Source organism: Legionella pneumophila subsp. pascullei, from assembly GCF_900637585.1.
Classification (GTDB): domain Bacteria; phylum Pseudomonadota; class Gammaproteobacteria; order Legionellales; family Legionellaceae; genus Legionella; species Legionella pascullei.
Map to the genome: position 1 here is coordinate 1,248,923 of NZ_LR134380.1, position 25,436 is coordinate 1,274,358.

A 25,436-nucleotide genomic window follows, 5' to 3' on the forward strand; every position below is an offset into this window, starting at 1 on the left:
ATGCGTTTTGAAGTACTAGAAGTTATCTTATTGATTATTGCAACTGGTTTGACGATATCTTCCGGGAATGGCTTTGGAATAGTCGCTTTATTTGCAGTAGGTGTCGTCTTTTGTTTATGTAATAAATTTTGTTGTTACATTTGCTCATCAAAACAACTATCTTGCCCTGTTTGTGATATACCTCATTCTTATCACTCCGAAGAATCCATTCAAATACAGGAAAAGGAAGAAAATGAAGCAAAACAATTCATGAATAATGAAGGTGAAAATCAAACCAATAGGAAAAGATAGCCTATTCCTATATTAAAGAAAGTATTACATTCGATTGTCTAGTCTTTAATTTCGATTACTCATCAATTTGGGAGGGGACTCAAAAAAGCTACGTTCAAAAATTACAATTATCTAACAAACTAATTAGCCTCTGGTAGGGGGCATAAAATTAATGTATGGAATTAAGAATTTCATTTAACTTACGTAAGACATCTCTTATTGAGGAAAACCGGGTTTGTTTGGGGCTTGAGAAGGGTTTGCTGGCAAGTGTTCCACCTCTTCATAATTCTCCAAATACCTAATAATTTCTTGAAGAGATTCCCTTATTTGTTCATTTTCCATGATTTATCGACCATTACACCCATTCATTTAATTATAGATCAATAAAACAGCTTTTTGAACATAAATTAAGCTATAATTAAAGTATGAACTGTTTCTTTAAGGAAAGCCATCATGCTAGGAACAATTTTACTAATTCTGCTCATCCTGTTGCTTTTAGGTAGCGTACCGAGATGGGGATATAGCAGGAGCTGGGGATATACACCGATGGGTCTTATTGGACTTATACTGGTTATCTATCTGATACTTGTTCTACTAGGTAAAGTACCTATTGGGTTCTAATTGGAAATAGCCTTAAACAACCAGAATATGCCATATAATGAATAAATTTATAGGAAAGCAAAGTATCCAATAAGGAGAATAATGTGGTAAGGAGGTTGGGTTAAGCACAGATAATGAGGCTCTCATGTTTTTTGGTATTTTAAGCCTAACGCTTTGGGGATATGTTTTAGCAACTGTTGTTCTAACTCAAATCACTATTGCCGCGGTGACTCTTTATTTGCATCGTTATCAAACCCATCGTGCTTTAACCATGCATCCAATAGTAGTGATTTAGTGTCAGATCTTGCTTTTTGCTTTCTCTAAAATTCACCAAAACTACTTTTATAAGCACGAATTGTCAGTTGCAGATTAATATGATAACCCACTTAAAGAATGACTATAATTTAATTAATAAGTATGTATTAAAAATGAACGGAATTGTGAAAAAACAGATGAATAAAGACCTTCAGCGTCATATATACAAATATATTATGCCCAATAGATGGCGAAGTATAGCCGAAATTATGACAACCATCTTTTTACTCCTGTTAGGACTAACTGCTTTGAATTTTGCTATGCAAAACTCTATTTGGCTCTTATTCCTGATAATAGTCATACCCCTTGGCTTACTTTATTCCCGGCTTTTTATTTTGCAACATGATCTGGGGCATGGGAATCTTTTTAAAAAAAAGAAGTATAATGATGCAGTAGGTGTTTTCATCGGTATAGTGCTTCTTACACCTTATCATTTTTGGAAGAAAGCACATGCGATACATCATGTCAGCGGAGGAAATGCTGAAAGGCGTCCTTGGATTGGTGATATCGATTTATTAAGCGTCCAGGAATATAGAGAAAAAGTCCGGTGGGAAAAATTATTATACAGGCTATACCGCAACCCATTTATTATGTTTTTTTTGGGGAGTATATATGTTTTCATGATAGATCATCGTTTTTGCCGGAAAAGAAAAGGCTTTGGGAGAAAAGAGGCGCAAAGCGTTCTGACGACAAATATAGCTATTATTATTTTATATGGCTCAATAATTGCATTGATGGGGGTAAAATTTTATTTGTTAGCTATACTGCTACCACAATGGTTAGGCGGTGTTTTTGGTATTTATTTATTTTATATACAACATAATTTTAAAAACAGGTATTTTGTTTCTGCTAAATATTGGAATTTACAAGATTCAGCGTTGTTAGGAAGCACATTTTATGATTTCCCTCAGCCTATACGATGGTTGACAGCAAATATAGGTTATCACCATATTCATACGTTAATACCACGAATTCCATTTTACAGATTACCGCAATGCCACAAAGAAAACGTATTTTTTCATATCGTTCCTACGTTTCGATTAAAAGATATGACAAAAATGATTTCCTTAAAGCTCTATGATGAAAAAAAGAGCAAAATGATAACCTGGAAGGAATATAGAGAATTGAGGTGAATTTCTCATTATGATTCTGGTGCTATAAAATGTTAAATGAATATAGAAAAGTCATGCCCTAATATTGATAAATATGCATTCTTCTTTAATCAAAAGAATGCACATTAAATCAAAACTATTAATTACTTTTTGACTTCGCAAGTAATTTTGGTGCAATCACGACAATTTTCTGCAGCAAAAGAAAATGCTTTCGTTGCGGGGAGTGCAGTCGTTGACATTTGTTTGTCTGCAGCAATATCAGAGGCAACTTCACTGGTACTTGCATTAGTAGTACAAATCCAATTAGCTTCCATATCTGTTTTACTGGTCGCAAAACCATTAGCGGATACTATAATGAAACTACTACCAATTAAAGACAAGAGTATATTTTTCATTATTTATTCCTTTAAAAAAATTAGTTATTTTTTAATTTATCCTGGAGTTCCTTAATTATCTTTTCAGCTTCTTCTTTAGAATAGCCATAATACTGTTGCAACTTACCATAAATTTCCTGATGAGATCCTTCAATTTGTTTGAAATCATCATCAGTTAATTTACCCCATGTTTGTTTCATTTTTCCCTTTACTTCTTCCCACTTACCTTCAAAGATATCCTTATTCATTTTAAATCTCCATAATGAATTGAGAATGAAACTGTCCATTTGGAATATCAATTAAACATCCCAAAGTAACAATCCCTCATTTTTGTGAGCTAAAGAATCATTAACTTCAATTAACTGGCTTTTTTGTGTTAACTGGCTTTTTTGTGTTTAAGATAAAATTGTTCAATTGAAGTTGATACATTAGGTGAAGTGAAATTTGGCCAGTTGTCTTTATCAAATCCAGGAGCATCTTTTAGTCGCTCTTTATCCAAATCCAGAATAAAGCAATCTTCTTCTTCATTATAAGTAAACATACTCCAGGGAATTGCAAAAAACTTATTACCAAATCCCAAAAATCCGCCAAAATCTAAAACAAGGTAACTTACTTTACCCCGGGCTTTATCAATCACCACTTCATTGATTTTACCAAGATTTTCCCCAGCAAGGTTCTGGACATCAACTCCAGTCACTTCACTTGCCTTTACTACTTTTCTAAAAGTCATGATAATTCCTTTTAATAGCAATAAATAAATTATTTATTTATCTATTTAAGTATAGCCTATATTGTTCCAAAATGAACAATATTATTTCAATTTGTCGTAAATCCATTAAAGTGTCACATTAATTCAGCAAAACTACTTTTATAAGCACGAATTGTCAGTTGCAGATTAATATGATAACCCACTTAAAGAATGACTATGGAGTTGCCTCTATCAAACCGGACCAGAAAATTATCCCTAAGCAGCTTTTAAAAACTGCTTGGAGACATCATATTAAGCTCTTTATGAGGAGCATTTTCATTGTAATCGTGAAACCATTGAGGAAGTTGATGCATAAAATCAGAGGCATTTAGAGCATCATAAAAAGCAACGTAATTTCGTTTAAATGTTTTAACGAAAGCCTCAGCCATACCATTTAATTCAGGGCTACAGGGAGCGTTAACAGACATCAAAACCTAAATTTTTAGCAAATTCCGCAGTATCTTTGGCGACATAGCAGGGTCTGTTATCACTCTGCCATTGAATTTTGTGAGGCAGGCGATTAATCACCCCAAAGCGATACTCTACAGCTTCAAGCATTAAATCACGTATGGCTGCTCTATCAATGCTTACCGTAGAGGCGAGAAAACTTAAAGCTTCTCTGTCGCAAGTACCATACAAGAACGAGTAGAAGGACTTAGAATAGCTACCGACTTGATGGAGATGTGATCAAGAGACAGCCCAAATACAGGGCACTCATAATTAACAGCAGAATACCCTAACACGCGTTCTATAATTTTCAAAGTTTCTAAACCCATAAGCTCTTCGTTGTATTAATTTCATGTTTCGATGAAATCCGGGTCTTTTGAATCACTCATGATTTACATTTGGCGGGTTATGTATTTAAATATATGCCATCCAGATCGTTAATGTTGCAATATATGTTTTTTGATGACACTTATTTGGATTATAAAGCAAGAGTTAGTTACTCTGTGTTTTGCGCTAAAGATTTTAATGAAACAGCTGCTTTTATCAAGGCTAATCGAATTTTAATGACTAGCACCGAGTTAGCCGCTTATATGCTAAAACCAGAAAATTATAAATATTCCATTATTGCTAGAATAAAGAATAACATTGTGGGCATTGTCTTATTCACGGATTTTGAATCGGAAGTATTTATTAATCACCTCTTTGTAAGTCCTATACATCGTTTTAAAGGGATCGGCTCAAATTTATTGAAAGAATTAAAAGCTTTTATGGGACAAAGAACAGTCTCTTATATAGATACAAGTAACAACTATATGCCTTGGATGGAGGTTTTGGATGTTTCCAAGAAAGCTGCAGTTATTAATCAATTAGGCTCATTTTATAAATGTAGTAGGTGAAAGCTAAAGTAGTCTTACTGTCCCCTTATAAAAACGTATTCGACTTTACTATCAAGAGATTTAATGGTTTGTAAATTCATTTGTATAATGTTTTGGATGGCTATTCCAATTTCAAACTAAATTTCTTGCCTCAATTGAAGTTTTCTTTTGTAAGTTTTTTATGCTTTCTTAACTCATGTAAGAATCATTGTGTGTATTGAAGAGCAGTGGCTTGGCGTACATGTATCAACAGCAAAAATTGCCGGCATCAGTTAAAGCATCATTAGGTATTCGTGCACCACCAACCAAGGTAGTTAGCCAAATGACACTATAAGCAAAGAGTAAAGGGCCATGAAATCATTATGAGGCTTATTGTCGACCCTGATTTATAAATGGGCACAAATAGTGCATAAAAATAAAGTAGTGCGGGGATGGTATGGGACATTGCTCATGAAAATGGTCTGGGTGTTAATAAAAAATAATAGTTTTTTGCTACTATTTTAAGCTCTGTACTTTTGAAAAACAGGAAATAGGTGGTTTAAAAAATTCCTATGCCACTTTTGATTAAGCAGACCAATACAAGAAATTTTAAGAATACTTGTCTAAAATAAAATGTAATATGCCTTTTACAAAGGGTCCAGCATGAAAGTAATTTCTCTTGAGTAATTGTCAATTTATTTGTTTAACAATGTTAACCTACTGAGGCAGTTCATGATAGATACGATAATCTTTGATTTTGACGGTGTAATACTTAACAGTGAACCCATGCATTTTGAAGCGATAGTCCAAGTACTGAATCAATCAGGGATTAGTCTTGATTATGAAGAATATATGACCCATTACCTTGGATTAAGCGATATCAGTGTGTTTCCCAAAATACTGAATGATAAGGGTCTTGCATTCTCCTCAACTGAAATAGATCAACTTATAGAACGCAAGGTCAGAGTTTATAATGAGTTAATCGAGAACAGTGAGCAATTGCCTATGACACTGGATTTGGATTGGTTTTTAGTTCGAGTGGCGAAACAATATGGAAAAATCGGTATCTGCAGCGGATCCAATCGTCATTCAATAATAAAAATTCTTGAAAAAATTCATTGCGGTCGTTTGGCTTGCTATTTTAAAACCATTGTAAGTTCAGAAGATGTAAGTTTGGGTAAACCGTCTCCAGAAGGTTATTTGTTAGCAGCACGTCGTCTGCAATCGAATCCTGAAAACTGTTTGGTTATAGAGGACTCGGAACATGGTGTAGCAGCTGCCAAAGCGGGAGGAATGCAGGTTGTGGGTTTGTTGACGACGCTAAGCAAGGATCAGCTGGCCAATGCGGATATGATTGTACATGATTTTAAAGAGCTGGCTCATTTGTTGAACCCTGACTAAAAAGGTTACACTGATTTAGGATCAGATACTGAACGATCCCGTCAAATATTTGTGCAATCATATTCTTCCCAGTCCATAACTCCTTCTGTGATTGAGTCAAAGACATTAATAAACCCTTTTTTCCTAATTTGGTAATAATCCAAATTCCTTAAAATATGAATTTCCAAAAATGTGATACTCGCTACTGTTGTATCGCGCACTGTATTTGCTTGATATAGGTTGGGCTTTAGCCCGACAATCAATTTCTTTATCCTTAATATGTTTATGAATAAGGAAAAATGTTGGGCGATGCGCCTAACCTACGCTTGCTAAAGCTGTGAGCACTCGTCTTAAAAATCTACCTAATAATATTGATGAGTATTTATCAACTTTAGAAAACCAGGGTTTGACTTGGTTTACTTGATTTTGTTTTTCTGATAATCAACAAATGATCAAGAAAGTCAGAAAATGGATGACAAATGCTCAATGGACTCATGTATTTTTAATAGGGATATATTATGCTAGCGCCAAAAGCTACCAGAAAAGCTCCAACCCACTGGTATGGAGATATCTTTTCGCCAATAAAGTAAGCAAAGATTTGTGCAAAAACTACTGAGGTATTACGGAGAGTAAGGGCAAGTCCCGCTTCAGAATGACTCAAGCCGATTAAAAATAGTAAGAAGGATAATGCGCTTATCATTCCTCCTAGAGAAGTTATTTTCCAATTTGATTTGACTTGTTCTTTGAATACTTGCCTTTGTTTTTTCTTCATCAAAAGAAAAACACAAGGTAAACCTACCCATAAAGCCGCAGAAAAAAGTGCGGCTGGGTTTGCGCCATATGCCAAAGAACGACCGTAGCATAAATGATAACCCGCAATACATATACCACATAGAATGGGGAATAATAATTGCATTGATTCATCATTGTTAAAGGTTTGACTTGTAAGTATCAATCCAAAAAGGACAGAGGATACGCCCAGGATATTAAATAAATTTATATTTTCACCAAGGAAACATGCAGAGATAAACCAGACAATTATCATGGCGCTCCCTCGCATAATAATGTAGGCTTTTCCAAGTGAAGACTGACTAAGACTGATAGCTAATGTGATTATATAACCTCCTTCAAATAAACCAGAGGTTAGCGCCCATAAAAAGGAATCAGATGTTTCAAACAAAGGACCAGAGAAAAAGGGAATAAATAGAAGTGAAAATATAGTTGCAAAACTCATAATTCCCAATACTTCGTAGTAGGGTGTTGAGTTACGTTTGGCAAAGGTATTCCATGCTGCATGGAGTATTGCGGATAAAATTATAAATATACCAGAACTCATTTCAGTTCATTTTGAGTTAAATAATCGATTATTGTAACATTCAATCAATAGGCTATAGCATAATTTCTTTAAAACTAAGAGAAGATTAAAGTAGTAAAAAAGCCTCCAAAAAGAGCTGCCCCGAACTCGCGTGTGGCCCTCGTCCTGGTAAATGCTTGTCTATATGTTTAGTAAGAAAGCACTCAAAAATTTGACATATTCGAAAATATTCTTCAACACAAAGTTTTATCAAATTATAAGTTGCTATATGACCCAGGAGATTTTTTTTTGAAGTCAACTACAGATGGCACAATGCATTACAAAGTCTATACTTAATGTTATTAGAAAAATAATGAACTAAAAAACTCTGAGGATAAGAAGAACAAGATAATTTTTTTGTAAAACACTTATAAATTTTAATCAAAATGCAACAGGAGTTTTACGATGCTTGGTCAAGGAAGATTTAAGAAAGTTATTGCTTTAATGTTCTCGTTGGGCTCAATATTCATTTTGGCTTCTTGTACATTATCATCCAATGCAGGTAATGCTTTACAGGCTGATGGTCAATCGGCTGCACATGAACACCAAAAGCATAAAGGGCATGGGGGATATGGGGGTGGTCGTGGGGGTGGTGGTGTTGGAGGACGTTAGAAGCAACCGGGAATCAGTTTATTTGTCTTTAAGCTAAAAATTTATCCTGTTATATTATGGATGCTTATATTTTAAAATTTAAAAAGAGTAATTTTAGTTAACTGGGCATTTTATGGAAGGAACCTATGGAGCGTAGTTCGTATGATGAGAATAACAAATTATCTGTATTGGGTATAATTTGTTTGATTATATTTTTAGTTTTCTTGTTCTTTAGTATGTTTATAATGCCTTTTTTAATCTGGGAATTGCATTACAATGTCCCTGACTTTGTCAGCAACATGATAGCATACATGGAAGATGAGTATTATTATTCTTCACCTGTTAGTAAAACTCTTGTCTGGTTGGTTTTTTTTATACCTTGCTTAATTACAGGGTATTTTTCCTATTACATTTCTCGCAATATTGATAAGAAAAATTTGCTGAAAGACACCAATATTGATCAAGAACAATTAAAAGAAGCTTCTTCAGCGACCAATGAACAGATTAAGGAATCAGCAAGTTTGGGATTTAAAATTCTTATTCTAATGGTGGCTATTATTTTAATCATTTTCTTATTACAAGAATTCTTTAAGTTCACATCATAGCTTGAAGTATTCCGGTGTTTTCTGCAGACATAGAGAAAAGATGTGCTTGAAAAGTTCTTAAGGTAAAAATTTCCCTCAAACAGATGGTAAATTAACTATAAATATTTTGATTTGGATTTTTTATGGAAAAAAGCATTAAGCGCTCTTCTGATACCCTTTTAGAAATCGCAAGTCATCAGGAGTTAAAGGGGGAGGTCACTTATAAACGCATTTTGCAAGTGCTTGGAGAGCGTGCCTTTGGAATTGTGCTTTTATTTTTTGCGTTGCCCAGCGCGCTGCCTTTCTCATTTATTCCTGGTATCTCCCTGATTTTTAGTGTTCCAATATTGCTATTTGCATTTCAAATGGTTTTTGCTAGAAAAACAATGTGGCTACCCAAAATTATTGCAGAACGAACTATTCACCAGGAAACAATTACCAAGTTTATACATAAAACTGTTCCTTATTTGATTAAAGTTGAATATTTTTTAAAACCCAGATTGTTGTTTATGACTTCCCGCTTTATGGAAATAATCAATGGAATTGTTATTTTCTTCCTTGCTCTATTATTGATGTTACCAATTCCATTTAGTAATTTTATTTTTGCCACGTTGTTAATTATTATTAGCTTGGGATTGATAGAAAAAGATGGGCTATTTCTCATTATAGGGTATCTTGGGGTTATGATTTATGCAAATTTTGTCTATCTGTTTGTCTTGACAGCGATGAAACATTGGCTTGGTTGATTGATAGAAAGCTTATATTACTAATTATCTAATATAAAGGTGAGCTTATTCATGTTTGGAAAAAACTGTATCAGGGCTGCTCTTGTTGAGCTTCGACAGGCTTTAGCCAATTGAGATGAATTTAGTTATCAATTCTTTCAATGGGATACTTGGCCTTCCATGTCTTTGAAATGATGATGTAAAGCTTGCTTTATCACAAGCTCTCATCAATCGGTAACAGCACAATGATCCATAAATAAAAAATAATAGGCGTGCTATCGAAAAGACTTCTAATAAGTGTTTTTTAGATTCAAAATTCATATAGTTTTTAAAACAAAAATTCTTGAGCTTTAGATAGGCATGATCTTTGTCTGTTAGTGCGTGATGTTTTTTTATTTGTTGCAACCAATTTAGCAAAGAAAAAAATGGATGCGAAATCACTATTTCACCCAAATCAATGATTGTGATATCTTGCGATACCTCATCTATGAGTGTGTTATTGTCATTAAAATCAGGTTGAACAATTGTTTGTTTGATAGAATAGCCAGATAATTTTTTACACAAATTCAAAACCTTCGGAAGTAATGCTTCCAATTTGCCAATTTCTATTTCTGATAGTCCATCTGTTATTAATATGTCTTTTTGGGACAGCAGTTGCATGTATAAATCCGGTAATTTATCCAGGCGCCAGTCGGGAACTCCAATATCAATAAACACGTCCACATGATCTGCAACACTCAACTGAAGTAATGTAAATTGGTCAACAGCTTTGTGAAGCAATACCTCATCGAATTTCTTTTTTAGAATTTCTCTTAATGGTTTGCCTGCATCTTTCATTAAAAAACAATTTAATTCCGTGTTGTGTGCGATAATTTTGGGAACAGGGGCATGAAATTGATCTTGCAAAGTTTGGATAATGGTTGCCTCCAGTGCAAGCTGTTCTGGTGTATGTTTCAAATAAATGTAACCATCAGTTGTTGCAAAACGAGCGACATAAGACCAAGGCGTATCTTGCACAGTTTCTGGCAGATTGCTTTTTAGTATATAACCATGAGATGAAAGGAATTGGCAACCCCATTGGATAATTTCTCTATTCAGATGAATTGCCATAAATAACCTTTTTATCTAATTCTTACTTTCTATGTTTCTAATAGAACACTTGGTTATTCCCAATAGGAAAGATCCGTCTTATTTTAAAGAGTCTGGAATAATTCGCCAGCCATACATAATTAGAAAATTGTATCATTAGCAGTAAAGCAAGTAACCGCTTCATTTGATTCTTCTTATTAAACATGTAATTATCTGCATCTTTTTTAACGATGGTTATGAAAACAATGCGTTTATTGAAAGGGATTCTTTTTACATTTTGTGGGATTATTTTTTGCTTTAATTCTCATGCTGCTTTGGAGCATGACAAACTGGTTAATTATATTTCTCTTGGTGAATTCCCCAGGGAAACAGCAAAAATTACCTTAAAAAAAACGCCACCGTTAGAGACACTTTCAGTACATTATGATCTGCAATTATATAAAATTAATTATAAAACCCTGGCACCAGATGGAAGTTTGACTATTGCCTCAGGATTAGTTGCAATGCCCATTAATCCTATGGGGCAAGTGGGAGTTGTTAGCTATCAGCATGGCACCCGATTTGAACGCAATGATGTGCCTTCCAGAAATAATGAAAAAAACTATATATACCTTGCTGCCTATGGTAATAGCGCGGGATATATGACGGTGATGCCTGATTATCTTGGTTTGGGCGATAATGATTTAACACTTCATCCTTATGTTCAGGCAGAAACTCTTGCCAGCAGTAGCATTGACATGTTGCTTGCCGCTAAGGAGTTAGCAAACGGACTTCATTACCCAATAAGTGATAAGTTGTATCTGGCAGGCTATTCAGAAGGGGGATTCTCAACAATTGTTATGTTTGAAATGCTTGCAAAAGAGTATCCTGATTTACCTGTCACTGCGGTTGCCCCAGGTTCAGCTCCTTATGGTTGGGAAGAAACCATGCATTTTGTGATGTTGGAACCAGGACCTCGAGCTACAGCCTATCTGGCTTATTTCTTTTATGCGCTGCAAACTTATAAGAATTATTGGTCTAATTTTGATGAAATTTTTGTTCCACCTTACAATACGCTTATTCCAGAATTGATGGATGGATATCATACTGTCGCTGAAATTCTCCAAGCCTTGCCACAAAATCCCCTGCTTATTTTTCAACCTGATTTCTCTAATGGAATTATTAGCAAGTCAGATCCAAATACCGAGATTTTAAAAATTAATTTCAACCACTATGACTTTAAACCTACAGCTCCTTTGCTATTGGTAGGTACTAAAGGTGATCGTGATGTACCTTATGCCGGAGCTGAAATGGCTTATCATTCTTTTAGAAAATATAGTGATTTTGTGTGGATTAAATCCGTCAGTGACACATTGGATCATGTCCAGGCGCATCCTTTTGTACTTAAAGAACAGGTGGATTTTTTTAAACAATTTGAGTGTCAAGAGGCGATGAGTCAGTAAGATCACTTATAGCGAAACTCAGCGAACATAGCCTTGATGTAGCAGTCAAGCTTAATGAAAATGGTTTAAGAATGATCTTAGGCAGCCGACTATGGAGCCAGGGTGCTCCTGTTGTACGGTTAGTGATTGATCCATAGTTGCATCATAAATTCGCTTATAACTTAATGCCGCAAAAACACCATTGAGTTTGTTGGCAATTTTTAGCGCATCTAATAAAGCAGTTTCGTCATGTAGATCTAACCAACGAGTAATACATTGTCGTTGCAATGTTTCATATATTTTGTCGGTTTGTTTTATTTGATAAAAGTAAGTCATGTTCCACAAGCAACCATTTAAAGAAAAAAATGGGTGGGCGGTAACAGTTTCTCCCCAGTCAATGATGCTTATGGCTCCTGTCTTTTGATTAAGAACCATGTTGTTTTCATGAAAATCGCAATGATTAATCGTTTCTGGAATTTGGTATTTGGATAATGACTCACATAAATTAATGCAAATTTCATATGCTTTGTTTAAAAGTATAATTTCATCTGTTGATAGACCATCACTTATTAATAGCTCTTCTTGTTGTATCAGCTGGTAATAAAGTGAAGGAAATTTTTCAAGCCGCCAATCGGGAATACCCAATCTTATGAGTTGTGGTAGTTTGTTTTCTAATGTTCGTTGAATTTTAGTATAATTTAGAATCCCTGTCTTAAGCATTTCCAAATCAATTTTTTCTTTAAACAGATTTCGTAAGGTCTTCTCGCCACAAGACAGCATCAAAAAGCAATGTAAATGCTCGTTTTTAGCAATTATTGTTGGGATATGGCGGCATCGTTGTTCATGAAGACAGGTTATTGTTTGGGGTTCCAGGTACAACATTTCCGGTGTTTGTTTTAGATAATATACATTGTTTTTGGAAGTGGTAATTCTATGTACTGTTGAATAAGAGGTTTCAATAATTTTCTGTTGATTAATGATTTTAAATTCATCGCTTAGCTCCAGATGCTCAAGAGCCCATTTTAAGGCGAGTTCATTTTCTATTTGCTTTTGATTCACAGTTGGTTCGTAACTAATAGTCTTTAATATGAATTTAATGTATAAAATAGTCCAAGTTCAAGCATTATGCCTGTGTTATTCTTTGGGTACGAATATTAGTCGGATGCAAATGTAAATTTCTTACTCTCTTCGCCAATACGGTTGTGCTTGCTAAACTATAAATATAAGTGTTATTGATGTGGGCAAGATGAGTGGTAGAGGAGTTATGGTATGACGAAACTAATCGGCATTTTATTTTATCTGTTCATCATTACAAATGTGATGGCCTATACTTCTCAATTTAACAAATCAGAGCAGCTTAAGAAACTGACTCCATTGCAATATCAGGTAACCCAAAATGGGGCAACGGAAAAATCATTTGATAATGCTTACTGGAACAATAAGGAGGAAGGTATCTATGTTGATATAGTATCAGGAGAACCATTGTTTAGTTCTACTGATAAATACGATTCAGGAACAGGTTGGCCCAGTTTTACAAAGCCAATCGATACATCGTATTTGGTTTTTCACACCGACAGAAGCTATTTTTTTATTGTGCGTACGGAAGTTCGCTCTAAATATGCAAACTCTCACTTGGGTCATGTCTTTAAAGACGGGCCAGAACCAACCGGATTGCGATATTGTATGAATTCAGCTGCCTTGAAATTTATTCCAAAAAATGAAATGGGGCAAGCTGGGTATGGGCAGTACCTTTATCTATTCAATAAAAAATAATCTGCCCCTTTTTTCCAGCAAGTTAGCCTATAGAACCTTATTGAACTCAATGAAGGTTATTACTGAAATAGCCTAAATTTGCCTTATTATCCTCAAATTATAGCCTGGCTGAGGGTAATATACTTAATGATCCAATTTTAGTGTCAATTAAATCAATGAGATTAAACATCAATTGATTAGCTCTTTCGTTCTTATTGAGTAAAGTCCATTTATCCTCGGCCAAATGCCTCGATTCAGTGCGGTAGTAATCTGAGAGAAAGCCATTACCTATGTTTTCTTGCTTGATGCGTAAAAGAGCATATTTTTGAATCAGCGGATGATCACTCTTCGCTACCTTCTGACAAAAATCACGAAATGAAATGGACATCTTATCCTGATAATTTTCTATGTAGTCTTTCTGTATCATTTCAAAGAGAGAGGAGTGTCCAGTATCAAGCTTCGAATCTTCCTGTAGAGAGCGTAATATTCTTGTCAGCATTTCGTTGTATTGTGCCGGGCTTGCTTTTTGCAAGGAATTTTTTCCTTCCAGTAAATCTGTTTCATCCAACTCAACGGAACTCATCAAGAATTGAATGCATTCCATCGCTTCTTCATAGTGAATTGTGGTACCGTAACTTGAGCAAGCCAGTCTAAATGCCCGCACAGTCGGTTGAGCTCCCATCTTGTATAAGCGTAAAGCCAAATCTTCATGACCTAGCCGCAATAAAAATTCAGCCGGTCGCATCGCTTCGAATTCAAAATTATCTTGATTGTTGATAATTAATAATTGTTCATCGTGAGGGGGTTTATTTTCAATATAACTAATGAAGTCATGCAGTAAGTGGATAATTTCAGGATCACCTAAACTGGCTGCTATCAAACTTTTGAGAGGGTTATTGCCAGATTTGGGGTGTATTAAATTGAGGTAAGGAGATTGATCTATGGCGGTAAAATCGACCCCTTTAATCATTAACTCTCTAAACAAGGCAACCATTTGAGCAGAAGAAAAATTTAATTCATTGGTAGCAATGATATTTGCCAGGGTTGTCGTCAATTCAATGTCTTTATTTCCAGGATTTGGGTAACCATATTCTCGTTTGGTTGCGAAAGTTGTCCAATGGGGAGGAGTACGTTCCTCGCCTTCAATTATCGTGTGGCTTTTAACCCTGATTCTTTGATTTAAATAGTCACGACTGTGACTGCGAATGCAGGATATAAGCAGGTGATATTTCTCATCCTTGTCCACTGGGGCATTTAACAGGTCTAGTAATTCGCTATCTTTAATGATTAATGGGTCGTCTACCAATATTTGTGGTGAGTTGGCTTTGTTATCATGATGAAAAAAACTTGGAATCTTTTCTCCCATTTTATTATTTCGCATAGTTAAGAACCTATTTCAAAAAGTTTAAAAGCGATAGCTAATGCAACAAAAGCCTCGAACCAATGTTTATTTGTAACAATCAACAGATATATTTTTAGTCCTATTTTAGTCATGATGATTTTATATTGATTATATTGTTTATATTAGTCAAGAAGATTTTCATGCATCTGATCAGGACTTACAAAAAAACCAAGGTCAAAGCAAAAAATGTTTTTAAGCTAAATTATCGAATTAAAAACTTTCCTTATCAAAGAGCTTGGAGTTTTTCGTCCTGCTGATGAAAAATTGGGGGTTTAAAACCTGGTTAGAAATCCATGGAGTGTTTGACAGCAGGCATGGATAGTATGAGGTGAAAACTGCGGTTCAGTTGTTACAGTCCTATGCCTGTGAGTGGTTGATTTAATATCCAGTGCCAGGGTAATCATTCTATTGAAAATAAAATTAAGGCAGTCAGTGCGAAAACCATCCCTAATCCTTGTTTTATGCTTAATTCCTGTTTGAGAAAAATCATACAGAATATTAAAGTAATCATGGGATACATAGAGGTAACCAAAACTACCGGCATGGTGGGACCATTGCGTAATGCCAAAATAAAAAAAATACAGGCAATCCCGTTAGCCAGGCCATTGAGTAAACCATAAGTACTCCCTTTAACAGAAAGCTCGGGTTTAAAACCCAATAAAATCAAAGCAATAATTCCAGAAATTAAAACTCCTATACTTGAATAAAAAGTGATGGAAAGGGGATTAATAAAATTAGCAGCTCTTGTCCCCCAATATCCCCAGGCACCATAAAGAAATAATGCAGCCAAAGAAGGAAGGTACCAAGTACTAAAATTCATAATTATATCTTATCAAGCAATTTGTTTGAGGTTTGTTCAGGATAACTGTTCATTAGTGAAAATAATACTGTTTATTACTAAATTTTATTTATTATCATGATGAGCTGTGGTTTATAAAAACGCTCATTACCAATGTAGTTTATTTTTCTGAATAAATAATAACCAAAAAATCCATGAATGGACATTTATGGATTGAAAGGCTAGTCTGGCTCAGATTTTACAGAATAATAGTCTTCAATTAGTGTGAGTTCCCCTAATTTAGAAATTTTTACTTCTTCTTCTGCATGAGTGTCACAGTGATCAATATAATCGTGGAGTAAACTGGCAATATGTGCTACCAAACGATGAGAGGACATTATGGAAAGGTGGCCGTGGCGATCTAAAATATGTAGCGAGTCTGGGTATTTATCAACGTATTCTTTTATATACCCTGATTCTCCAGGTACAATCGCATCTTCCTTTGCAATAAAAAAATGGTACGCACTAATGGAGTGTTCTACTATCTCTTGTTTAAGTTGTGTAAGAAATTCACTATCAATTTCCATTTCTTTAACGGAATCAGAAAACCATGATAATGGTTGTACAGCAAGGTAAGAGCCATTAAATGGAGTCCCCACTGTAATCATCAGCAGGACTTCAATGCAGGCTTCTTTAGCTAAAAACTCTGCAAAATAAGACGCAACCAACCCACCTCTAGAGTGTGCTATTAAAATGATTCGTTGATGATGATTGGCCTTTATTTTGTTTTTGAGTTGTTCAGCAAAAAATTTGATACTTTTTCCCTGGTAACGTTGATCAAAGTCTAGTAAATTCAGAGAGCAAATTTCATCAGGAAGTCCGGCCTTGATCAAACGTTCAGCAATACGCTTAAATGCCGCAGGTTGATCAGCTGTACCATGAATAAAATAGATCGCTGCCCCTGTATTATTATCTTGTTCGTTTTTGTAATTAGGATTTTGATAGGACTGATCGCCAGAAGGAGAAGTTAACCAATAATAAGTATGAGCAAATATACCCGTGGTGGAAATGGGTTGTTTGGCTTTTGCAGTATTGAGAACGCGCTTCAACATAGTTAAATTCCTTTTTTATTGTGGAGCGTTGGGTTCCGAAAGTCGGAGACTGTTATTAATTTCTGATCAATATAGCTTAACATGGGGCAATTTTAAACCATGTTTTAATGAGTTATCAGAGTCAGTTATTCAATGAATGGGGATTGAGTTAAAAATTCATTCATATTCTCTATTGATTTGTTTTCATCGTTGTATTCCCAGTCAGGAGCAAAGATTGTTAATAAAAAAATAGATGTATCTTTTAAAGACTACAGGATGTTTTATAAGAATTTTCAAATGATTCTGCCAGGAGATGAGAAATGGCATGTCTATTCAGATCTCTGTCTCTTCTGTATTTTAAACTAACCGCAGGTTTTTCAAGCGATTGACTGAGGAATTTTTTTAAATCAGCGTTAAATTTCTCAAACAGGGATTTATTACTTGTCAATAAACCTTTTATTTGGCGTTCTAAAGCTAAGGCAAACCACGGAGTAGTGTGGGGAATGATCGCTTCGATAATTTTTTGCAGTCTTTCTTTATCAGCACTGCTGTCTTTTTTAATTTGAGTAATGATTACTGCAAAATCGGAATGTCTTTCGAGTGTGGCATTAGAAATGATTATTTCAAATTGTCTGGGGGATAATACTTTGGCGGCCATTTTACAATAAGGTTCTTGAGTATTTCTAAAAATATCCCAAAATTTGTTATCTTCTATGGAGCTTATTAGTTGAGGCTCCGATAAATTTTCTAAAATAATTTTTAGGCGATTTTTTCTGTTCTCTATGAAAGATTTATGATTTATTGTCTTGGATTCCATCATCCAAAAGTGTTTCAGCATATCCTTATAATCAGGTGAAGCAGCTCTTTCTACTATCATTTTAATTCTGTGATCTGGCAAACTATTCAACTCTTCAATTATCTTTTTCTCATTGATAATGTAGGTTGTAGCATTCAGCTCGCAAAGGAATGCTTCAAATGCTTCATCAGTCCAATTTTCTTTTACTGCAGCTATATTCGTAGATATAGGTTTGGGGATAGTGGGTACAGAAGACCATTTTGAGAGAGGGGGTTGCATGGGGGCTGTATTGGATGGCAGGGTAGGCATGGACTGGTAACGTTTTCTATATGCTTGAGTATTCATACCAATATGATGTTCCGCTAATTTCGTGAGTTTAATCTTAAAAGAAGCGGAATGAGGTAAATGAGCAATCTGGTCTATTAAGGCTATTTTAACTTTTGTGGTGGCATGAGGCATAATAGAAACAAGTTTACCTAACAAATAAGCGCTTGGTTTCAGTTTTTTTATCATTAAATTGAGAATGTCATGCCTTTTGATATTTGCAGCAAACGATGCCAATTGTTTCCGATTTAATGTGTTAGCTGCAGCCTCAATGTAGGAGTCTTTATTTAAAAGATTTAAAAAATCAGGTGAATCAAAAGAAGCTTTTAACTGTTCTTCTGAAAGGGCTTTCAGCATCACCGCAAATTTATCTTTTCTGTTTTCCCTTTTTGATGGCTCAAATTCAAAGCCACTAAAATAACGCCACAAATAATCCAGATCGCTTGAGCCAAACTTCCCTTTTTCTTTAATTGGACTGAGTCTACTGACAAATAATTTAATGTCTTTATGAGTCATCTGGTTCAGTCTGTTCCAAAATTCATGTTTTAATAATTCTGAGTTTTTCATTATCTCAATTAATTTTTCAATATCTTTTTCCTCTACAGGAGATAAGTTTTCATCCTCCCTTTCCGGGATAGCCAGTGCCTCGTCTTGTGCTATGAGCTCATTGATTTTTGCTGTAAATGCCATAAGTTTTTCAGAATTGTTGGAATCATAGGATTCAATTGTTTTAAATGATTTTGTTTTTAATTTCTCTTTAGGTTTTGTGAAAAAAGTATTCTGCGTATGAAGAGTATTGGGTTTGATAATTGGCTTGGTGTCGGTCGAACTATACGGTTCTTCTAACTCTTTTTTAAATAATGATTTTTGTTCAGTCGTTTCTTGTATCTTATGGGTCGCTTTTGTTATTTCTCTTCTAACGGGAATGATGTCAATTGAGCCTTTAAGGACAATTTTTATTCTATTAAATACAAAATTAAAAAGCTCTTTTCCGAAAATCATACTAGTGGCCAAATCAGCGACCGCTCTAAAACAAAATAACGAAAAGGTGAAGATAAACCTTACGCTGCTAATAAAATCAATGGTGATAGAGTCGAATTGAGCAGATGGGTTTCTTTTTTTTTGAGCTGAGACATGCTGGCGAGACTGTTTTAAAAAATATTTCATTATATTAACTAATATCCGTATGGTTAAATTTAATGTAAAAGCAACAGCTTACTCTATTAACTAAATCATCCTGAGAATTCGTTAATAGAATTGAACTCATGCAGAATATGTATATTGATGGATTTGTGTTAAAACATCAAGCACTCCATATTGACTTCTTTGAAGTCAATATGGTTTATTTTGTATAAAATACAGTTTCAAGCCAATTATTAATGGTGATTATTTTTTAGGTTTTCTTTGTGATTTTGGCTTGCTGTTTTCACCAACCGTTGTTCCAGGATGTTTCTTTGCAAACTCTTTGGTGACGTATCGTCCAGTTCCTGCATCTCTATATTTTGTCATTTTAAACTCCATTTTAATCTGTGCCAATGGAAGTATAGCAAATACAGTTAGCAAGAGTAGTTTTGGTGAAAAGAGGCTGTTCTACTTGCTCATCCCATACTAGTATGTAAACTAAAACCCTTATTGGATGTAAGGGATTAGACATGGTCAGATTTTTCAAAGACAGGGAAATTGAATTCAAAGATTCACCAGAGGAATATTACAAAAAACTGTGTAATGCTCTAAAAACCACTATGTCAGTTTGTATCGCCAGCACTTCTGCATTAGTTATTAATGAACTAAGCGCAAAAATCCATAAAAATAGAATGACTCAATATGAGGAAAATAGCTCTGTTGCTATTCATGGTATCGGTGAGATAAGAGTTTTCCTGCTCAGGATATTTAAACATCTTGAGGATAACAAGATTGATTTTCTGGATGGGAGGGCGGCAATAAAAAATACAATGTCAAAGGGGATGGCAGGAAATTGTGAACACCAGGCTTTTTATCTTGCTGCCTTGCTGAGACAACAAAATATCCCTGCGCTTATTTATGATATTGAAGACATTAATCATACTGTAGTTATCGCTGAAAATTATCTCCTTGATCCATGGATAGGTGAGATTTATGTGCTTGCCCATACGGATCTCAGGCAGTTTTACGGATCGTCACTGAACATGAAAGCCTCATGGCTAAATCGATTATTGAGTAATAAAAAATTCAGCTATCCTGAAGAGCTCACTCTCCAAACATTAAAAGAATATTTTGTACAACAAGAAGACCAATACAAAATCGGACTTAACATTTTAGATAATAAAATGGATATGGAGCATCAAATACCTTGTGAACTATCTTATTAAAAATTATGTGATTAAACCAGCGATGTCGGGCAAGGTGCCCGACACTTGCAACGGTTAGTAATACAGGTTGGGTTTAATGTGAGTGCCCAGGAGTATGATCATGCTCGCCTTCATTTTCCTGCCCAGGTTCATGGCCGTGATTCTCAGGTACCAGGAGTATGTTAAAAAATAATAATGTCATTTGTTGTTGATTATTATTATTCATGGGTGGTACCAAGGAAAACATCAGGAGAGGTAGCGGGATCGGCATTGCATTATCCTGTTGTTGACCAGGATTATTTCCATGTTGTCCAAAGAACAGCGGTTGATAAAAAAAGAGATGAGGATTTTGCCCTGCATGAGCAAACTCATCCTGTAGCACCTCTCGTGCCCAGTTTTCAGTTAACTCTCTCTTAACGGAATCACTAAATTGCTTGGGTTCAGTTTTATCAGGATCAATTGCAAAAAATTCTATTACCTGTTCTTTGCTTATGGGCTGATTGGTTAACTTATCCTCTTCAAAAAGGGACTTGTTACTCGAATGATCAATTAATGATTTGGCAGGGATTGGCCAGTATTTCTCCGCGTGGGTAGTTGGATCGCTGGGGAGATGTTCCAATCCTGATGAAATTGCTTTAACGCTGAATTTATTATCACCAATCCGAACCAAGTAAACGATCGTGTTTTCATCCAGCACAGTATCTTCTTGCATAATAGGATCAAAATAAGTTGGCATAATAATAGTCCTTTCGCTGTTATTTAATCTCAATAGTAACTTATAGGATCAAATTGGCTTTTGCAATACTTTTAATCCATTATTTGATCACATGAAAATAACAATTGCTTTGAATCAGGAGACAAAGTTATGTGTAAAACGAATATTTTTGAAAGACTATTTATTATTTTCAGAGTATCGAAAATATGGATTAATCGTGTTTTCTGGAAACCTGTTGATTAAGGTAAGGGCTGACAGTTTACTCTAAGTCAATTGCATTAAACGCATTTTAATAATAAATATTAATCTTTTAATAATTCTATCGACATCAATTGCCCCTCAGACAAAGGTTTTCCCTGTGTACCAGCACAAGAATCTATGGTTAAATTTTTTCCTGCTGTTGCAATGCAATAATACATGTATCCTGTTTTATCTACCATCAATATAGGTACTTTTTCTTTAGAGTTTTTTTCAGGGTTTTTAAATTTTATGCGTATTTGCAAATTTTGTAAGCTGTGTATTTTCTCAGCTTCTGTTTCAACACATGGGACATAGTTTCTAAGATCAGTGGTTTTGTCGTAACATTCCTCTAATACCTTAATAGCAGTATTCATAACTTGGTTAGCCATTAAAAATTTATAGGGGAAAATAATCAAATAAAAAGTAAAGATTAATCTTAATATCATTATAATTAACCTCTAAAATATTCCATATAGGTTAATTATAATGCAATATTTATAAAATGTGTCTCGTTTTACCTTGGTTTGCAAGTTATAGGTTTTATAGATGCTTAAAATTACCATTAATAAGTTCATTAATGGAAATTATTGGTCGTGCAAAAATATTACAAGATTAAATGAAGTTTTATTGTTTCATCATCATGGCTTGGCAATGTGCACTTATCTTCTGACCTATGAAAGTAACCAATTATTCGCTGAATTTAATTCAGGAAATCATGGCTGGCTTTTTGATAGGTATTCAAAAAATTATCCTGGACAACTACGGCTTTGTTATTGACAGCTTCAAGTGTTTGTGGTTTGTTAATCACCCCAGTTTTAAATTTCCAACCTTTGGGAAGCTGAAGTTTGGTGCCTAATTGTGTGAGGGTATTCATTGTTTGTGGATATTTTTGAACACTGTAGGATTGCATTACAAAAACTTGTCCAGTGGGATCAATCAATTCAAAAACAGGTTTGCCTGCTTGGTAGATCCATGTTGTTTTTCGTTCTACTTCATGGAATTGATATGGTTTGTTTTTAAATAAATCCATTAAACCAAGATGCAAGATGCCTGCTTCCCGCATGGGAATTCCGCTAATTGTTTTGATAGCAGGATTTATCAAAGTAGTGTTTTTGAATCCGTCAATTACCCAATATCGCGGACCATTAAGATGAACAAAAGAAGAACCGGTTTCTTTTTTTACCACAGACACAGAAACCTTGCTCCATAATTGCTCCGGGCAATCATTTAATCCCCAAGTGTTATAAACAGCATAACTTGATATGGTTTTTGAGAGGATGATTTCACAATATCGTTTGCCTCGCATTTTGGATGTTTCTGCTCCATAAGAAAGCAGGGGAACAAAGAACAAGAATAAGGGAATCCCTATAGAAAAAGAATACGAAAATTTTAGACTGCGCATGACTATCTCCTTGTCATTTGTTATCTCTATTTGCACTTTAATTAATAAAGACTATTCTGTCTATGGTTTGAGAAACGCCCAAATAGAGTATAGTTCAATACGATTCGATGGTTAGTATTGGCGTTGAAATTGGGGGTATCATTAACTCGACTTAGCTACTTTACCGAGAACTCATCGCCCCAGAGAAAACAATTAATACTTTGAGTTATCATTTCTCTTTGACCACCTAACTAGCCCTTCGAGATACATGCTCAGCAAGCTTCTATGGATGAACAGTTCTCGGTAAAGTGGCTAAAGTCGAGATCAAGAAAATCTTGGATGTATTCAGGCTTTTTGATTGAAATTCATTAGGTAATAATTTAAATGGTATTTGAATTAAAAATGAAATTCATTAACTCTTTCAAGAAGTTATCTCTTAAGCCATCAAAGCTTTCCAGTTGTTTGGCTGCTTGTTCTTTTTGCCCTGTTTGAATTAACTGAATGATTATATTTCCCACCTCATGTTCCTTGTGATGCAAATCACACACTTTTTTAAATTGCTTGTTTTCTTTAATTGTTGGTTGATTTTCAAGAAGCCACTGCTCTATTGGACATGCTTGAAGTGATAATTCAGGTTTTGGGGATTGATCATTTTCTAAATAAAGTCTGATTGATTGAAAGGTAAGATAGTGTTTTATAGAGATATTAACTAATTGATTTAATGCAGCATGCGAAAACCGATTTTCTCCCCATTCTGGACCAAGTTTCCAATTTTTTATCCATGCAATTAATTTCTTGGTAGGTATGGGTTTGGCAATAGCGTATCCCTGGATTAGACTGCAACCAAATAAGCTTAATAATTTCCCATGAGCTACTGTTTCAACCCCTTCTGCAACCAGGGCGCGACCAAGTACTCTGCAAAATTCTATCATTATTTTCAGGATGGCTAAATCTTTAGGATTATCAAAAATATTAATGATAAAACTTTGATCAATTTTGACTTCAAATGTATTAAATTCTTTTAGAAAGGTTAAAGAAGCATAGCCTGTCCCAAAGTCATCCAAAGAAAAATTAATTCCTTTAGTCTTGCACTCGGCTATTATCTGAGATACTAGCGTCAAATCTTCAATGGCTTCCGTTTCAAGGATTTCAAGCACGAGCAGGTGATGAGGAACGTTTGGGTATAGTGCCAATGTGTCAAACAGTTTTTTTACAAAATTGGGTTGCTGCAGTTGATAAGCACTCACATTAATGTTGATGGGGATTGTTATGTTGCATGCCATTAACTGTTCAATCTGCTGCAATACCTGATTAAGCACCCAATCACCAAGCTGTAGAGAAACAGGATGATTATTGAGGTCGGATAAAAATTGTTTGGGAAGCAATAAGCCTTTCTCTGGATGTTGCCAACGAAGCAGCGCTTCCAAACCAACCACTTGAGCTCTATTTAGTTCTACAATAGGTTGATAATAAACTTTCAGTTCATTTGACTGTATTGCTTTAGAAACAGATTCAATGCGTTTATTAAATTCTATAATTCGCTCTTCAACCTGCGGATCAAAAAACTCAAAAATATTGACACCGCTGATTTGAGCCTTACGGCGGGCAATTTCTGATTGCTGTAACAAATCCTCAGCACTGAATGCACTATTTTTATAATACGCGGTTAATCCAATGATCGTTTGCAAAATAATAGTTTGGTGATGGGTATAATAAGGACAAGAGAGTTTTTCTATCATTCTTTGCGCAACCGAAGCCATCACTTCAATTCTGCTTTTGATAAAATAAACAACAATAAATTCACTTAAACCAATGCGTGAGAAAAACATCTTTTTAGGTGAAGTGCGATCAATACGGTTAACTACTTCCAATATGATTTTATCGCGAATATTCGGGGGGAAATCTAGCAAAGAGTTTTTGCTGTTTGAGTCAAATACTCTAATATTGAAAACGATGAGTTCTTTATTTTCTTCAGACAATCCGCTGATAAGCGTCTGAAGTCGTTGGGTGAGTAAAAATTTATTTGGTAACCCGGTTAAATAATCATAATATTTGAAATTCTCAATTTGTTGTTCTTGTTTTTTTACTAGCGTTAGATCATGATAATAAGCTATGTAGTTTATTACGTCCCCATCGGTATTTTTAACCGATGAGATGGCTAAAAAGGCAGGAAATAACCTTTTGTTTTTCTTTTTAGCCAGGAGTTCGCCACTCCACTGCCCTGTTTCAGTCAGTGTTTTCCATAGCTCCTTGTAAAATTTCTCGTTTTGCTTTCTTGAATGCAAGATTACCGGTTTTTGGCCGATTACCTCCTTTTCTGTATATCCAGTCATTTTTATAAAAGCACTATTCGCTTGAAGTATATTGCCTTCCAGATCGGTGATGATAATGCCTTCAAAAGCCGAACTAATGCCCTTACTTGAAATTTTCAAAAGTTTTTCTTTTAATTTGAGCTCTGTAATATCAAAGAGAGAAATAATCCATACCAGGCGATTTTCCCAGATACTTTTCCTGACTGTCATATGTGCGGTCAAAACTTCATTGTTGAATTTTAAAATTTCAACTTCTTGTGTTTCATTTGCCGCCATCGGATATAAAAAATTAGTACCAACAAGTTCTGTACGGCTTACACCAAACATTTGCACTACATAATCATTCGCATAAAGAATTTGCCCTTCATTATTAATCACCAATATCCCAATTGCCATTTTTTCAACCAGCTGATACCAGAAGTTTTGATTATCTGTATGGTCGTTTGATATCACG

The 25,436-nt window shown here is 34.9% G+C and carries 27 protein-coding genes and 2 pseudogenes; 12 read left to right on the top strand and 17 right to left on the bottom strand.

Annotated features, from left to right (window positions below; translation table 11 throughout):
- The 4 genes and pseudogenes from EL201_RS05750 to EL201_RS05765 all read left to right on the top strand — a co-directional run bounded on the left by EL201_RS05750 (window position 1) and on the right by EL201_RS05765 (window position 2,318).
- Window positions 1-291 carry a hypothetical protein gene (locus EL201_RS05750; RefSeq protein ID WP_050598263.1) on the top strand — a complete coding sequence of 97 codons (291 nt, stop codon included), beginning with the start codon at window positions 1-3 and terminating at the stop codon, window positions 289-291.
- Between the two features lie 432 nt (window positions 292-723).
- Window positions 724-891: a DUF3309 family protein gene (locus tag EL201_RS05755; protein WP_011214444.1), complete on the top strand. Its 168-nt coding sequence runs from the start codon at window positions 724-726 to the stop codon at window positions 889-891.
- A 124-nt stretch (window positions 892-1,015) separates the two neighbouring features.
- A pseudogene (locus tag EL201_RS05760) lies at window positions 1,016-1,156 on the top strand (DesA family fatty acid desaturase); the annotation flags it as partial.
- A 166-nt stretch (window positions 1,157-1,322) separates the two neighbouring features.
- Complete coding sequence (locus tag EL201_RS05765; RefSeq protein ID WP_158511023.1) at window positions 1,323-2,318, top strand: fatty acid desaturase family protein; 996 nt, start codon at window positions 1,323-1,325, stop codon at window positions 2,316-2,318.
- A gap of 122 nt (window positions 2,319-2,440) precedes the next feature.
- Here EL201_RS05765 and EL201_RS05770 read toward each other — a convergent pair whose 3' ends face one another.
- The 5 genes and pseudogenes from EL201_RS05770 to EL201_RS15985 all read right to left on the bottom strand — a co-directional run.
- On the bottom strand, window positions 2,441-2,692 hold the full coding sequence (locus EL201_RS05770; protein WP_027221328.1) for a hypothetical protein: 252 nt from the start codon (window positions 2,690-2,692) through the stop codon (window positions 2,441-2,443).
- Window positions 2,693-2,712: 20 nt separating this feature from the next.
- Window positions 2,713-2,919, bottom strand: a complete 207-nt coding sequence (locus EL201_RS05775) for a CsbD family protein (RefSeq protein ID WP_027221329.1) — start codon at window positions 2,917-2,919, stop codon at window positions 2,713-2,715.
- A 128-nt stretch (window positions 2,920-3,047) separates the two neighbouring features.
- Window positions 3,048-3,401, bottom strand: coding sequence for a PRC-barrel domain-containing protein (locus EL201_RS05780; RefSeq protein WP_027221330.1), 354 nt, complete (start codon window positions 3,399-3,401; stop codon window positions 3,048-3,050).
- Window positions 3,402-3,646: 245 nt separating this feature from the next.
- Entirely contained in the window at window positions 3,647-3,847 is a 201-nt protein-coding gene (locus tag EL201_RS05785; protein WP_027221331.1) for an integrase core domain-containing protein, read from the bottom strand.
- 292 nt (window positions 3,848-4,139) lie between these two features.
- A pseudogene (locus EL201_RS15985) lies at window positions 4,140-4,235 on the bottom strand (transposase); the annotation flags it as partial.
- Between the two features lie 83 nt (window positions 4,236-4,318).
- Between EL201_RS15985 and EL201_RS05795 the strand changes: the two are divergent.
- A complete protein-coding gene (locus EL201_RS05795; RefSeq protein WP_027221332.1) occupies window positions 4,319-4,762 on the top strand; it encodes a GNAT family N-acetyltransferase in 444 nt (147 codons plus the stop codon).
- Window positions 4,763-5,452: 690 nt separating this feature from the next.
- The gene (locus tag EL201_RS05800) at window positions 5,453-6,121 is read left to right on the top strand and encodes an HAD family hydrolase (RefSeq protein WP_027221333.1); all 669 of its coding nucleotides are present in this window, start codon (window positions 5,453-5,455) and stop codon (window positions 6,119-6,121) included.
- Between the two features lie 481 nt (window positions 6,122-6,602).
- On the opposite strand, the gene EL201_RS05805 is transcribed toward EL201_RS05800, so the two are convergent.
- Window positions 6,603-7,436 (bottom strand): DMT family transporter, encoded by an 834-nt coding sequence (locus EL201_RS05805; protein WP_027221335.1) that lies wholly within the window; start codon window positions 7,434-7,436, stop codon window positions 6,603-6,605.
- A 423-nt stretch (window positions 7,437-7,859) separates the two neighbouring features.
- Between EL201_RS05805 and EL201_RS05810 the strand changes: the two genes are divergently transcribed.
- The 3 genes from EL201_RS05810 (at window position 7,860) to EL201_RS05820 (ending at window position 9,375) form a co-directional block, all read left to right on the top strand.
- A complete protein-coding gene (locus tag EL201_RS05810) occupies window positions 7,860-8,066 on the top strand; it encodes a hypothetical protein (protein ID WP_027221336.1) in 207 nt (68 codons plus the stop codon).
- Window positions 8,067-8,290: 224 nt separating this feature from the next.
- Window positions 8,291-8,650 (top strand): hypothetical protein, encoded by a 360-nt coding sequence (locus tag EL201_RS05815; RefSeq protein WP_231955171.1) that lies wholly within the window; start codon window positions 8,291-8,293, stop codon window positions 8,648-8,650.
- 122 nt (window positions 8,651-8,772) lie between these two features.
- Complete coding sequence (locus EL201_RS05820; RefSeq protein ID WP_027221338.1) at window positions 8,773-9,375, top strand: exopolysaccharide biosynthesis protein; 603 nt, start codon at window positions 8,773-8,775, stop codon at window positions 9,373-9,375.
- Between the two features lie 102 nt (window positions 9,376-9,477).
- Here the strand turns inward: EL201_RS05820 and EL201_RS05825 are convergent, their stop codons facing one another.
- Window positions 9,478-10,464 (bottom strand): aminoglycoside phosphotransferase family protein, encoded by a 987-nt coding sequence (locus tag EL201_RS05825; RefSeq protein ID WP_032828811.1) that lies wholly within the window; start codon window positions 10,462-10,464, stop codon window positions 9,478-9,480.
- Window positions 10,465-10,673: 209 nt separating this feature from the next.
- Between EL201_RS05825 and EL201_RS05830 the strand changes: the two genes are divergently transcribed.
- The gene (locus tag EL201_RS05830) at window positions 10,674-11,885 is read left to right on the top strand and encodes an alpha/beta hydrolase family protein (protein WP_027221340.1); all 1,212 of its coding nucleotides are present in this window, start codon (window positions 10,674-10,676) and stop codon (window positions 11,883-11,885) included.
- Window positions 11,886-11,936: 51 nt separating this feature from the next.
- On the opposite strand, the gene EL201_RS05835 is transcribed toward EL201_RS05830, so the two are convergent.
- The gene (locus EL201_RS05835; protein WP_027221341.1) at window positions 11,937-12,923 is read right to left on the bottom strand and encodes a phosphotransferase; all 987 of its coding nucleotides are present in this window, start codon (window positions 12,921-12,923) and stop codon (window positions 11,937-11,939) included.
- A 210-nt stretch (window positions 12,924-13,133) separates the two neighbouring features.
- Between EL201_RS05835 and msrB the strand changes: the two genes are divergently transcribed.
- Window positions 13,134-13,637 carry a peptide-methionine (R)-S-oxide reductase MsrB gene (msrB, locus tag EL201_RS05840; RefSeq protein ID WP_027221342.1) on the top strand — a complete coding sequence of 168 codons (504 nt, stop codon included), beginning with the start codon at window positions 13,134-13,136 and terminating at the stop codon, window positions 13,635-13,637.
- A 97-nt stretch (window positions 13,638-13,734) separates the two neighbouring features.
- On the opposite strand, the gene EL201_RS05845 is transcribed toward msrB, so the two are convergent.
- From EL201_RS05845 to EL201_RS05865, 5 genes are all read right to left on the bottom strand, one after another.
- Window positions 13,735-14,997: a hypothetical protein gene (locus EL201_RS05845; RefSeq protein WP_027221343.1), complete on the bottom strand. Its 1,263-nt coding sequence runs from the start codon at window positions 14,995-14,997 to the stop codon at window positions 13,735-13,737.
- Window positions 14,998-15,418: 421 nt separating this feature from the next.
- Complete coding sequence (locus EL201_RS05850) at window positions 15,419-15,838, bottom strand: EamA family transporter (RefSeq protein ID WP_027221344.1); 420 nt, start codon at window positions 15,836-15,838, stop codon at window positions 15,419-15,421.
- A gap of 200 nt (window positions 15,839-16,038) precedes the next feature.
- Window positions 16,039-16,908 carry an esterase/lipase family protein gene (locus tag EL201_RS05855; protein WP_027221345.1) on the bottom strand — a complete coding sequence of 290 codons (870 nt, stop codon included), beginning with the start codon at window positions 16,906-16,908 and terminating at the stop codon, window positions 16,039-16,041.
- Window positions 16,909-17,149: 241 nt separating this feature from the next.
- Complete coding sequence (locus EL201_RS05860; protein WP_027221346.1) at window positions 17,150-19,174, bottom strand: hypothetical protein; 2,025 nt, start codon at window positions 19,172-19,174, stop codon at window positions 17,150-17,152.
- 219 nt (window positions 19,175-19,393) lie between these two features.
- Window positions 19,394-19,516, bottom strand: a complete 123-nt coding sequence (locus EL201_RS05865) for a multidrug transporter (protein ID WP_229309785.1) — start codon at window positions 19,514-19,516, stop codon at window positions 19,394-19,396.
- A gap of 143 nt (window positions 19,517-19,659) precedes the next feature.
- Between EL201_RS05865 and EL201_RS05870 the strand changes: the two genes are divergently transcribed.
- A complete protein-coding gene (locus tag EL201_RS05870) occupies window positions 19,660-20,355 on the top strand; it encodes a hypothetical protein (RefSeq protein WP_027221348.1) in 696 nt (231 codons plus the stop codon).
- Between the two features lie 73 nt (window positions 20,356-20,428).
- Here the strand turns inward: EL201_RS05870 and EL201_RS05875 are convergent, their stop codons facing one another.
- From EL201_RS05875 to EL201_RS05890, 4 genes are all read right to left on the bottom strand, one after another.
- The gene (locus EL201_RS05875; RefSeq protein ID WP_027221349.1) at window positions 20,429-21,070 is read right to left on the bottom strand and encodes a hypothetical protein; all 642 of its coding nucleotides are present in this window, start codon (window positions 21,068-21,070) and stop codon (window positions 20,429-20,431) included.
- Window positions 21,071-21,351: 281 nt separating this feature from the next.
- Window positions 21,352-21,735: a hypothetical protein gene (locus EL201_RS05880; RefSeq protein WP_027221350.1), complete on the bottom strand. Its 384-nt coding sequence runs from the start codon at window positions 21,733-21,735 to the stop codon at window positions 21,352-21,354.
- A gap of 254 nt (window positions 21,736-21,989) precedes the next feature.
- Complete coding sequence (locus tag EL201_RS05885) at window positions 21,990-22,691, bottom strand: hypothetical protein (RefSeq protein ID WP_027221351.1); 702 nt, start codon at window positions 22,689-22,691, stop codon at window positions 21,990-21,992.
- A 359-nt stretch (window positions 22,692-23,050) separates the two neighbouring features.
- On the bottom strand, window positions 23,051-25,435 hold the full coding sequence (locus EL201_RS05890; RefSeq protein WP_027221352.1) for an EAL domain-containing protein: 2,385 nt from the start codon (window positions 25,433-25,435) through the stop codon (window positions 23,051-23,053).
- Window position 25,436: the final 1 nt, after the last annotated feature.